Source organism: Nostoc sp. (genome assembly GCF_036917515.1).
GTDB lineage: Bacteria > Cyanobacteriota > Cyanobacteriia > Cyanobacteriales > Nostocaceae > Nostoc.
In genome coordinates, this window is record NZ_JBALDE010000110.1 from 1 (window position 1) to 12,190 (window position 12,190).

The window sequence follows — 12,190 nt, forward strand, 5'->3', positions numbered from 1 at the left end:
ATCACAGGAGTAAGGTTTCATTCTACAGGCACTTAGACGTTGATATACTCCATCATCCCATACTGTATTGCACTCAAGCAGGAACTGCTATAGTTCTTCCATTTACTGCTTTGATCGTCTAGGAGAGCGTCTTTGGAAGCTTTCTACGGGGTGTGGCTCGGCTTTATCTATGCAGTTTTTCAACAACCATATTTATATTGTTACAACAGATGGTTATTTGGCTTGCATTGATGCTAATGAAACAGCGATTCTTTCTGCTCAAACGGGTACAGTGCCCGAAGCAGTAGTTATTAAAGCACCATTAGGTGAGGGAGCAACACCGTCATCTGTTCTAGAAACTACTACAAATACAAGCTCTGGGGTTATTGTTGAATGCTTTCGAGAAGGAAGTAAATTGAGAGTTCGTGTTGTTTGTGATGGTTACAACCACAACTGGAAAGTGCAGTTTCCCAAAGATATTCGTGTTGAAGGTGCGCGTTACCTTGTTCAAGAAATACGTGAATCCGCTACTGGCGGATTCTACCGTGCCTATGGTGATATTCAAAAATTAGTTTAGCTAGATGGAGCGTGAAGCTCACGCTCCATCTAGCTTTTCTTGAGCGATCGCACTTTTACAGTTAAAAAAATTGCAAATCAAAACTCTTATACCTGCTAATTCAGCATCTTCTTCTCTTGTTCGCAATCCAGCTTTCTTTTTCTCAGACAATTCTTCGAGTCGAAACTGTAATTCTTCAGTAAATTTAAACAAATAAAGGTATTTGCTTAAAATCACGGATGTCTTCTGTGATGCGCTGGCTTATGTTAACTTCTAACCTTTGTAATGCCAACGTCAAGATTATTCGTTTTTTGCGTAAAGCACGAAAATTGAGGTGAATAGTATTATATAACAGTATTTACTATGAATAAACTGGGGACAATATTAAAAGTCTCCTACTATATAATTTACTTCTATTAAACACTGCGCTGAATTAACTTCAGGGCAGTTTTAAATTGTACAGTGAATCAACTTTTCAACTGTACCCAATGGGACAATTATCTGCCCTCAACTAACATCAATGGAATTGAACGGAGTATAAAGAATTTTTCTCAGACGCAATTTCAAGTTATTGTGGCAATACTGTTGGTGATACAGATGGACGCTTCTGCTGGAGGGAGCAGCATCCCATTGCTCCCCTCAGTAATGAGAACGGATTGGCTCATTTAATAATTAGATCATCCCCGTTGTTGACTCATCCCTTCTCCTGTATTTAAGGGACTTGCATTCCGCGTTGCACAGCCGGACGTTGCTTCACCATGTCCACCCAGCGTTTGAGATTTGGGTAGTTGTCGAGTGTTAAACCCTGAAATTCATAAATCGCTACCCACGGATAAGTAGCAATATCAGCAATAGAATAGTCACCACAGATAAATTCATTGTCTTGCAGTTGTTTCTCTAAGACACCATAAATACGTAAAGTTTCCTTTTCATAACGTTCGATGGCGTAGGGAATTTTTTCGGATGCAAAGCGTTTAAAGTGGTTAAGTTGTCCAAACATTGGCCCGACTCCTGCCATTTGGAACATCAGCCACTCTAGGACTTGAAAACGGCTTTTTTGGTCAGTTGGTAAAAATTTGCCTGTTTTTTCGGCTAAGTAGATCAGAATTGCGCCGGATTCAAACACTTTAATCTTGGTCTCTTGGTCAACAATGGCAGGAATTTTACTATTGGGATTGATGGCGACATATTCAGGTGTAAATTGCTGTTGAGTAGTAATGTCAATTTTGTGGACATTGTAGGGCAATTCGACTTCTTCGAGCATCACGGAGGCTTTGCGTCCATTGGGCGTGGTGAAGGTGTAGAGATCAATCATGTGCTGCTACCCCAGAATATTGGCAATTTCCAAAGGTAGTGTAGCTTTGATTGAGAAATGAGGGTATTGGTCGATAGAGAGATAGTAGCAATACTAGAAGCAGGCAGAAGGTCAATACGGGAGTAACTGGCACATATATTAACAGTCAATAGTCCAAAGTCTTTTAATCAATAGCTAAAAGTCAAAGATTTTTCACCCTTGACCCTTGACGATTTTTACAGAAAAAGTGTGACACTTGTGTAATTAATAAAGGTAAAAACATTACTATTGCTGACATTTTCGCTGTCAAAAAGCTACTTTAAAAAATTAATTTGACGATAGGTTTCAGTTAGAATAATTTCTACATTATCAAATCTTTGAAAGATGCTGTCAAAGCATGGAGACATGGCTACGTAGTTAGTAAGGATTAGTTTCGTCTTCTGTGACAACTAGTAGCCAATGCCTGCGATCGCCTTTGACTTTTGACGACAAGCCGCAAGCGTCTACGCTCGACTTAAATTGTAAAATGATGTCGCCTGGGAAGATTGAGAGATGAATATAATTACGTTCGGCTTTGCCATTGCCGTATCCTACGGGGAAGCAAGCTACGCTGAGCATCTTCGACATGATAAGGCATCGCTTAGATGTCCTGATTCTCGTGAAAAATATCTTCAAAATCTCGATATCCACTCAAAACCCTCTCTACTTGGATGCCATTTTGAATGGTGCTTTCCTCAGCGTCCTTACTGCGTTAAAAAACAATCTCTTCCTTCATCCTCTCTTCCAGCACATCCAATAACCCATCTACATCCTTCCCAACTTGCTCAAAACAAATCGGTGGTGCTGGTTCCGGTGCAAACTGAATTAACTTAATTTCCCCTTTCCCAATCCCAATCATCACAACTTCCACTTCCGGCTTGTGATTCTCCACAATTCCCAAAATTTCCTGAAGCCGATTTTCAACCTTATTATTTAAATTCTCTATCTGCTCTTTCGGACAATAAACAAAATGCGGCGTTGGTTGCAAATCAATACCAACAGTACCCTGACTGTCACCATTTGCTAACCACAATCCCCAAAACAGCGCCGCCAATTCTTGCTGATTTGCTTTGACAAACTTATCTAACTGGCGACGCCACTTGTTATCACCTGATTCTGGTTGACTATTACCAAAAAACATAAATAATTCGTAATGAAGACACAGACAATAGGCGAAACTTATCTCAAACCTGACTGTACACGCCAGAGGCCGGAATAAATACCGTCTTTCTCTAGCAATTGCTCATGGGTTCCCGACTCTACTAATTTCCCATGTTCCATGACATAAATGCAATCAGCATTGCGAATAGTGGAAAGACGATGAGCGATCGCAATTGTAGTTCTATCGACTGTAATCCGTTCTAGCGATCGCTGGATTGCTGCTTCTGTTTCATTATCCACCGCCGAGGTCGCTTCGTCTAAAATCAGAATCGGGGGATTTTTGAGAACTGCACGGGCGATCGCAATTCGTTGTCTTTGCCCACCAGATAACTTTTGTCCTCTTTCTCCGACAATTGTCTCATAACCTTGGGGCAATTCAATAATAAATTCGTGCGCCTCGGCTATCTTCGCCGCCGTGATGATTTCTTGTTCTGTAGTCTCGAAGCTACCATAAGCAATATTCTCCGCTACAGTGCCATGAAATAGAAAGACATCTTGACTTACCAAACCAATGCAGCGACGTAAATCTTGTAAGTTTAAACTTTCTAAATTAATGCCATCGAGAGTAATACTTCCAGCTTGCACTTCATACAACCGCAATAAAAGTTTGACTAAAGTACTTTTACCAGAACCAGTTGAACCGACAATCGCAATGGTTTTTCCCGCCGGAACATCCAAAGACAGATTTTTAATTACTGCAAATCTATCTTTATAGGCAAAATAAACATTTTTAAATTGTACTTCCCCGCGCACTTCATCCACAGGTAAAGATACATTACCTGTATGAATGGCGATCGGAGTATCCAATAAATTCATAACTCGATTAGTAGAAGCCATTGCCCTTTGATATTGGTCAAATGTTTCGCCTAACCTAGTTAAAGGCCACAGTAATCGTTGGATTAAAAATACTAATACGCTGTAAGTACCTACAGACATTGCTCCAGAAACTGCGGCCATTCCACCATATAAAAGTAATGCCGTAAAACCCACCAAAATTAGCATCCGAATTAACGGTACAAAAGCAGCAGAAAGAGTGATTGCTCTCCTATTACTGTGGCGATAAGCGTCACTATCTAATTCCAAACGATAGGCTTCATAAGCTTCAGCTGTAAAGCTTTTAATAGTAGTAATTCCGCTAATATTGTTTGACAACCGTGAATTGAGAAAACCTACCTTTTCGCGGACATTAGCGTAGCGAGGCGCAAGTAGTCGTTGATAAGCAAAAGAACCCCAGAGAATAAATGGCATCGGTGACAAAGCCATCCACGCTACACTAGGAGCCAAAATAAAGAAAGCAGCGCCAATAATTAGAACAGTTGAAGAAACTTGGATGATATCATTTGCTCCACCATCCAAAAACCGCTCTAATTGGTTAATATCATCACTGAGGATAGACATTAAACCGCCAGTACTGCGTTCTTCAAAATAAGCCAATTCCAACTCTTGCAAATGTTTGTATGCATCCAAACGCAAGTCATGCTGAATATTCTGAGCCAAATTCCGCCAAAGTCGAGCGTACGCGTACTCAAAAACCGATTCTAGTATCCAAATGATTACAGTTAGGAAAGAAATAATCAAAAATTGTCCAAAGACATCGCGTACCCCTAACTGTGCAATTATGGAGTCCTGTTGCTTAACTACCACATCCACCGCCACGCCAATTAAGCCGGGTGGTGCTAAATCGAAAAATTTATTGAGGATAGAATAAATAGTCGCCAGCCAAATTTGTTTGCGATACTGGTGTCCATACTTCAGCAAACGCAGGAGAGGATACGTTGAATGTTTACGTTTTCTTGATGCCTGATGAGATTTTAATACAGTTGCCACGGTTTTTTGCGGTTTCGTGTGACTGATATTACCACGGAACAAAGTCTTGAGTCCTAAGTCCTGAGTCTGAAAATTGATTTAGACAGACTAATGAGAAACTAGTAACTGAGTTTATTCAAGAACTGGAGAGTGGGGGACAGGGGGAGAATAAGCAATAACTAATGACAAATGACAAATGACTGACTCAATATTGGAGAGAGGAATTTGAAAAATCAGCAATTGGGTAATTGGCAAACCACAGTTTTGGGAATTGTGTTAGCAATACTAGTGATTATCGGGCTAAATTCCTTTATCATTATTAACCCAGGACAAGCAGGAGTAATCAGCATCTTGGGTAAAGCGAGAGATGGCGCTTTATTAGAAGGTATTCACTTAAAACCGCCTTTTATCACCGTGATAGATGTGTATGATTTGACGGTGCAAAAATTTGAAGTACCAGCGGAGAGTTCCACTAAAGATTTGCAAAATTTATCTGCGAGATTTGCAATTAACTTTCGCCTCGATCCGATTAAGGTAGTTGAAGTTAGAAGGAAACAAGGAACATTAGCGAATATTGTCTCAAAAATCATTGCACCCCAAACACAAGAAGCATTTAAAATTGCCGCAGCTAGAAGAACAGTAGAAGAAGCGATTACCAAAAGAAGTGAATTGAAAGAAGACTTTGATAATGCCTTAGGCGATCGCTTAGATAAATATGGGATAATTGTATTAGATACTAGCGTAGTTGATTTAGCATTCTCGCCAGAATTTGCCAGAGCAGTCGAAGAAAAACAAATTGCTGAACAACGGGCGCAAAGAGCAGTTTACGTAGCACGTGAAGCTGAACAAGAAGCCCAAGCAGATATTAATCGTGCTAAAGGTAGGGCAGAAGCTCAAAGACTCTTAGCAGAAACACTCAAAGCCCAAGGAGGACAGTTGGTTCTGCAAAAAGAAGCAATTGAAGCTTGGAAGACTGGCGGTGCTCAGATGCCCAAAGTCCTGGTTATGGGTAATGACTCAAAAAATGGCATACCCTTCATATTCAACCTTGGGAATGTCCAAAATCAACCGTAAAAGGGAAGTGGTGATGAAATAACAGGGTCTAAAGTTATGGAATTTGCTCTAACCTCAGACAAATTTTAAGATACGTTGGACTATTCCCAATTCAAAATCTAAAATTCAAAATGGTATAAGTTGGGCTAGTACCGCAAGGCAAAAGTCAAAAGTTAAAAGTCAAAAGAATTGTATTCCGGGCTTTTGTGCCATTTTGAATAGTCTGTTTATTTACGCCGTGCTGTACTAGTGCCAACTCAAACACCACAGAAAAACCAAACAAATAATAGCCGAAGTTTATGTCAACCCCCAATTCTCAAAATCTCACTGTCGAAGAAGCGAAGAAATTATTGAACAAATTCAACTGTTTAGACATTGCCCCTATTCTCAACTCATCAGAAAAAGTAGTAATTTGTAATGCCTTAATTTTGCTTACCAAGCTTACTGATTACCAAATTTTAGGAATTTGTGCTGATACAGCTGAAGAAGGAATATTGGCAATGAAAACCTATTCTTTGGCTTTGGGTTATGAACCACCAAATAATTTACTAACACCCGAAGGCCCAGTTTATATCAAACTAAATGGTAAAAATGGCTTGTGTTATCTTGATTCCTATGATGGACATCATCGTGGTGTATTAGTATCTTGCCAATCTTATGACGAAGATGGAATCAACGAAATGTATGGGCACCTTCCCTTGGACTTGTTTGTATAGAATTCGGTGAATGTAGGTAAGGTATGAACCTTGCCTACTCACTAACAAAAAATAATTAATGACTTCAATCTTATGAGTATTATTACACTACAATCAGTAAAAAAGGACTTTGGCATCAAGGAAATTTTAAAAGATGCTGGCTTTAGCCTTGATGCTACTGATAAAGTTGGATTAATTGGTACTAATGGCTCTGGTAAATCAACTCTCTTAAAAATGATTGCCGGGTTAGAATCGATAGATAGCGGTCAAATTTTAATCAACTCTGGTTCTAAAATTATCTACTTACCGCAGCAGCCAGATTTAGATGAAAATCACACAGTTTTAGAGCAAGTTTTCGCTGATAGTGGCGAACATACATCTTTGGTGCGTGAGTATGAAGAACTTTCTGATAAATTGGTTCACTATCCAGATGATAATCAACTGATCTCTCGCCTTTCTGTGGTGATGCAACGGATGGATACGACTGGTGCTTGGGAATTAGAAACTAATGCCAAAATCATTCTTACAAAATTAGGAATTTCTGACTTTGATGCTAAGATAAGTACTTTATCTGGAGGTTATCGCAAGCGCATTGCTTTAGCATCAGCTTTGCTATCAGAACCAGATGTTTTGCTCATGGATGAGCCGACAAACCATCTTGATGCTCTTTCTGTAGAATGGTTACAAAGTTATTTAAATCGCTATCGCGGCGCACTTTTTCTAATTACCCATGATCGCTACTTTTTAGATCGCGTTACCAATCGGATCATTGAAATCGACCGAGGCGACATTTACACCTATACAGGTAACTATTCATATTACCTGGAAAAGAAAGCTTTAGCTGAAGAATCTGCTGTAAGTAGTCAACGTAAACACCAAGGCTTGTTGCGCCGCGAGTTGGAATGGCTCAAAAAAGGGCCAAAAGCCAGAAGTACCAAGCAAAAAGCAAGAATTGACCGCGCTCACGCTCTGCGGGATACTGAATTTAAACAAGTTCAGGGTAAAGTTGATATTTCCACAGTTGGTCGTCGCATTGGTAAAAAAGTTATTGAATTAGATAACATTTCTAAGGCATACAATGGACGCACTCTGATTAAGAATTTCACCTACGAATTTAGCCCAGAAGACCGCATCGGCATTATTGGCGCTAACGGTGCTGGTAAATCCACTTTAATGGATGTAATCACTGGACGGGTTAAGCCAGATTCCGGCAATGCAGAAATTGGTACTACAGTTCACATTGGTTATTTTGACCAGCATTCGGAAGAATTGCTGACAGCATTGAACGAAAATCAGCGCGTGATTGACTACATCAAAGAAGAAGGAGAATTTGTCAAAATTACCGATGGTACTCAAATTACTGCTTCGCAAATGTTGGAGCGGTTTTTATTTCCTGGTAATCAGCAGTATGCCCCAATTCATAAACTTTCTGGTGGGGAAAAACGCCGTTTATTTTTGTTGCGGGTTTTGATGAGTGCGCCCAATGTCTTAATTTTAGATGAACCGACAAATGATTTAGATGTCCAGACATTGGCAGTATTAGAGGATTATTTAGAAGATTTTGTTGGGTGTGTAATTGTAGTTTCTCACGATCGCTACTTTCTTGACCGCACCATCGACACAATCTTTTCCTTTGAAGAAGGCGGTAATCTCCGGCAATATCCAGGTAATTACTCGATTTATCTAGACTATAAGAAGGCTGAAGAAGCACAGCAACAAGCTGCTACTACTAAAGAGAAGCCGAAAAATGCCGAAGTCCAAAATGGTGCAGCTTTAGCCAAGGATGGAGAGAATACCAAGCGGCGTAGATTATCCAATTGGGAGAAAAAGGAATTTGAGCAGTTAGAAGGTAAAATTGCCCAGTTAGAGGCTGAAAAAGCAGAAACCGAGAAAACACTGGCGAATGTCTCACCGGGGAATTATAGCCAAGTCCAGAAATTGTATGAACAGGTGGAAAATCTTAAGCAAGCGATCGATGTGGCGACTGAAAGGTGGTTAGAATTGGCTGAGATGGAGTCTTGATTTTTTAATAGTTTTACCCCACCCTAACCCTCCCTACTGTGTATACACTTTACCCCACCCTAACCCTCCCCTTATAAAGGGGAGGGAACTAGATTATCTTGTTTCCCCCCTTTATAAGGGGGGATTAAGGGGGGTAATGCAACTTGTGTGTACACCATAGCTTTTTAAGGAAGGAATCGGTTCATCTTTTACTCTTGCTTTTTAGAGAATCGTTTTTCTCCCGCAAGCTGCGAAATTTAACCAGCACTGGAATATACTGTTGAATCATCCAAATCAACACCTCAATGGATGAGTTACCTTCGTCGATTCGGCTTTTAGCTTGTAAACCAATTAAGAATAGTTGCATTGCCAGCAACAAAGCAATGGTTTTACTGAGAATATGACGCTTAATTTGCATTTGTTTGTACCCCAAAGAGTTGATAGATACAGGTTCTCTTTGGGGTTGTGTCCCTAAGCAAATACCCCAAGGTAGCTGAAAATGCCTTAGAATCTGGATTACATGAGTTTGGGGTGGTAGTTTCAATATGGGGTAGCCTCAAACTTCTTACTCAATTTGGATGTAATGCCACGAACTACCTATGGGCCTGAGATTCAAAAGCGAGTCAAGCGTCTGCTGGAGGCGTTGCTTCGTTTTGTCGATGGAGAATTTGAGGACGGTAATTTTAAAATTGAGTCCGACTGGAAAGAAGCAGACAGCGTTAACCCCAAGCTGACTGTGCAGACTACGTTAGTCGTGTTGGAGTTGCTGACGCAAAAAGACAAATATTCTGGCAAGTTAACTAAAGCGCAAATTCGAGAAGCGCTGAATTTGCTGAAGGATTTTTTGAAGATTCTGGAAGATAACCGTCTCCAAACTCAAGGTTCTGATGACTGGCGCTTTACTTTAAAGCTATGGTCAAAGGATAGAGAGAAGAACCTGAAAGGGTTTGATGAAGCGTGGGAAAAGAAAAGACCAAAGAAATCGAAAAAATTAGCAGCCAATTCCACCCAAGATGAGGGTGTTGCTACTGTACCCCAAATTAAACTTACTCTATTTCAAGCGCCACCTTTACCTACATACTTTGTAGAACGCCCAGAGTATAGCGATGATTTAAAGACTCGTCTTTTAAATGGTTCATCGTCTGATAGTCGCACTTTAGTAATTACTGCGATTCACGGTTTGGGTTCGGTGGGCAAATCTACTTTAGCTGCGGCTTTAGCCCATAATGCAGAAATACAATCTCGTTTTTGTGATGGCATTCTTTGGGCAACATTAGGTCAACAACCCAATGTGCTGGCTTTACTTAGTGGCTGGGTGCAAGCATTAGGAGACTATAGCTTTAAGCCTACAAGTGTTGAAGCAACTTCCTCGCATTTGCGGACTCTGCTTTATGACAAAGCTGTGTTGCTGGTGGTGGATGATGCTTGGAATACCGAAGATGCACGAGCATTTAATTTTGGTGGGGCGCGTTGTCAAGTTTTAGTAACTACTCGTGAAGGTCACATTGCCGATGCCTTAGCAGCCAGCACCTAAAGTCTGGATATAATGAAACCAGACCAGGCAATGGAATTGCTGACGAAGAAATTAAGACGCGAGATTACAGGCACAGAACGTCACTCAGCAGAAAATTTAGCCAAAGGTGTTGGTTATCTTCCCCTAGCATTGGAACTTGCAGCCGCTGAAGTTGCCTGTGGTACGACTTGGAATGAACTCTTGGCAGATATTCAGCAAGAAGTAGCTAGATTAACAAGTTTTGACCGACCGGAAGCCGAAGAAATTACTGATGAGGCTAGTTTAAAACGCCTGAGTTTAACCGCATCATTAAATTTGAGTGTCAAGAGAATGCCACCAGATAAGCAGCAGCATTTCTCTTGGTTAGGGGTGTTGCCGGAGGATGTCAACATTAATAAGATGATGGCGGCAACGCTGTGGCAGATGGATAAGCGTGATGCTGCCAAGATGTTGCAATATTTACGGAATAAAGCATTGCTATTAACAGGAGTACCGCTTGCTGATGGTATGCCTACCTATCGCTTACATGACTTATTCCACGATTTAGCTTGTAATTTGTTAACTGCTCCCTCTATGCCAAAGCGCCCAGGAGATTTGGCTGGGTTGGGTTTAAATCTTGCTGATGTTCACGCTGCTTTTTTAAAGAAGTATTGGCAGAAAACCCAGAATGGTTTATGGCATACTCTACCCAATGATGGTTACATCCATCAGTATTTAGTTTGGCATTTGGAAAAGGCTGGACAGGTAGAAGAGATTCACCAGTTATTGCGCGAAGAGTCTGCAACTGGAAGCAATGGCTGGTATGAAGTGCGAGAACAATTGGCACAAACTGCGGGTTACATAACGGATATTTCTCGTGCCTGGGAATTAGTAGAAGCCAATTGGACTGAATCAACCCTGTCTCAAGTTGTAAGTTTGCAGTGTGCCTATGCTCTAATTACTGCATCCATTAATAGTCTGGCAGCTAGTATAGCAGTAAAACTACTTATCGCATTGGTCAAAAACAATGTGTGGGTTCCTGAACAAGGACTAGCTTACATCCTACAAAACCCAAATCAATTTCAGAAAGTGAGTTTGCTTACAGAGCTACTCAAATATTTGCCCCCAAATCTCAAAAAACTGGCATTGCAAAAAGCACTAGCTGCTGCCAAGGCTATTCAAGATGAGCGGTATCGCGCTTCGGCCCTGAGTATCTTAGGTGACAAACTACCACCCGATTTGTTGCTAGAAGCACTGACTGTTGCAAGGGCGATTCAGTCTGAACAGTATCGCTCTTATGCTCTGAGTGCCTTAGGCGACATACTACCACCCGAGTTGTTGCTAGATGCACTGACTGTTGCAAAAGCGATTCAATCTGAGCAGTATCGTGCTTTTGCCCCAAGTGCCTTAGCTAATAAACTCCCATTTGATTTGTTGCCAGAAGCCCTAGCTGCTGCAAAGACAATTCAGGATGAGTCTAATCGTGCCTCTGTCCTGAGTGCCTTAGCTAACAAACTGCCACCTGATTTGTTACAAGAAGCCCTGGCTGCTGCAAAGACAATTCAGGATGAGTCTAATCGTGCCTCTGTCCTGAGTGCCTTAGCTAACAAACTACCACCCGATTTGTTGCCAGAAGCCCTGGCTACTGCAAGGACGATTCAGGATGAGCGGTATCGTGCCTCTGCTTTAAATGCCTTAGCTGATAAAGAGCCATTGGTATTGCCAAAAGCACTAGCTGCTGCAAGAACGATTCAGGATGAGCAGTATCGTGCCTCTGCTTTAAATGCCTTAGCTGACAAAGACTCATCAGTATTGCCAGAAGCATTGGCTGCTGCTAAGGCGATTCAGCATGAGCGGTATCGTGCCTCCGCTTTGACTGCCTTAGCTGACAAACTACCCCCTGAGTTGTTATCAGAAGCACTAGCTGCTGCTAAGACGATTCAGGATGAGCGGTATCGTGCCTCTGCTTTAAATGCCTTAGCTGACAAATTGCCACCTGAGTTGTTGTCAGAAGCGCTGGCTGCTGCTAAGACGATTCAGGATGAGCGGTATCGTGCCTCTGCTTTAAATGCCTTAGCTGACAAATTGCCACCTGAGTTGTTGTCAGAAGCGCT

General features: G+C 41.3%; 11 protein-coding genes and 1 pseudogene. 6 read left to right on the forward strand and 6 right to left on the reverse strand.

The features are described 5' to 3' along the window. Positions 1–169: 169 nt before the first annotated feature. Positions 170–556 (forward strand): hypothetical protein, encoded by a 387-nt coding sequence (locus V7K89_RS14155; protein ID WP_442941659.1) that lies wholly within the window; start codon positions 170–172, stop codon positions 554–556. Positions 557–574: 18 nt separating this feature from the next. Here V7K89_RS14155 and V7K89_RS14160 read toward each other — a convergent pair whose 3' ends face one another. The 5 genes from V7K89_RS14160 to V7K89_RS14180 all read right to left on the reverse strand — a co-directional run bounded on the left by V7K89_RS14160 (position 575) and on the right by V7K89_RS14180 (position 4,856). Continuing rightward, entirely contained in the window at positions 575–748 is a 174-nt protein-coding gene (locus V7K89_RS14160; protein WP_335188059.1) for a hypothetical protein, read from the reverse strand. Between the two features lie 499 nt (positions 749–1,247). Further along, a complete protein-coding gene (locus V7K89_RS14165) occupies positions 1,248–1,850 on the reverse strand; it encodes a glutathione binding-like protein (RefSeq protein ID WP_335188061.1) in 603 nt (200 codons plus the stop codon). 396 nt (positions 1,851–2,246) lie between these two features. After that, positions 2,247–2,456 (reverse strand): hypothetical protein, encoded by a 210-nt coding sequence (locus tag V7K89_RS14170; RefSeq protein WP_335188063.1) that lies wholly within the window; start codon positions 2,454–2,456, stop codon positions 2,247–2,249. 124 nt (positions 2,457–2,580) lie between these two features. Further along, the gene (gene ccmS, locus V7K89_RS14175; protein ID WP_335188065.1) at positions 2,581–3,009 is read right to left on the reverse strand and encodes a beta-carboxysome assembly chaperone CcmS; all 429 of its coding nucleotides are present in this window, start codon (positions 3,007–3,009) and stop codon (positions 2,581–2,583) included. 38 nt (positions 3,010–3,047) lie between these two features. After that, entirely contained in the window at positions 3,048–4,856 is a 1,809-nt protein-coding gene (locus V7K89_RS14180; RefSeq protein WP_335188067.1) for an ABC transporter ATP-binding protein, read from the reverse strand. 204 nt (positions 4,857–5,060) lie between these two features. Here V7K89_RS14180 and V7K89_RS14185 point away from each other — a divergent pair, with 204 nt between their 5' ends. The 3 genes from V7K89_RS14185 (at position 5,061) to V7K89_RS14195 (ending at position 8,605) form a co-directional block, all read left to right on the forward strand. Continuing rightward, entirely contained in the window at positions 5,061–5,909 is an 849-nt protein-coding gene (locus V7K89_RS14185) for a prohibitin family protein (protein ID WP_335188069.1), read from the forward strand. A 278-nt stretch (positions 5,910–6,187) separates the two neighbouring features. Beyond that, on the forward strand, positions 6,188–6,604 hold the full coding sequence (locus V7K89_RS14190) for a DUF1824 family protein (protein WP_335188071.1): 417 nt from the start codon (positions 6,188–6,190) through the stop codon (positions 6,602–6,604). 72 nt (positions 6,605–6,676) lie between these two features. Next, positions 6,677–8,605 carry an ABC-F family ATP-binding cassette domain-containing protein gene (locus V7K89_RS14195; protein ID WP_335188073.1) on the forward strand — a complete coding sequence of 643 codons (1,929 nt, stop codon included), beginning with the start codon at positions 6,677–6,679 and terminating at the stop codon, positions 8,603–8,605. A gap of 181 nt (positions 8,606–8,786) precedes the next feature. Here V7K89_RS14195 and V7K89_RS14200 read toward each other — a convergent pair whose 3' ends face one another. Then, positions 8,787–9,128 (reverse strand): hypothetical protein, encoded by a 342-nt coding sequence (locus V7K89_RS14200; RefSeq protein WP_335188075.1) that lies wholly within the window; start codon positions 9,126–9,128, stop codon positions 8,787–8,789. Positions 9,129–9,167: 39 nt separating this feature from the next. On the opposite strand from V7K89_RS14200, the gene V7K89_RS14205 reads away from it, so the two are divergent. Both V7K89_RS14205 and V7K89_RS14210 read left to right on the forward strand, forming a co-directional pair. Beyond that, the gene (locus tag V7K89_RS14205) at positions 9,168–10,118 is read left to right on the forward strand and encodes an NB-ARC domain-containing protein (RefSeq protein WP_335188077.1); all 951 of its coding nucleotides are present in this window, start codon (positions 9,168–9,170) and stop codon (positions 10,116–10,118) included. A gap of 12 nt (positions 10,119–10,130) precedes the next feature. Then, a pseudogene (locus tag V7K89_RS14210) lies at positions 10,131–12,190 on the forward strand (hypothetical protein); the annotation flags it as partial.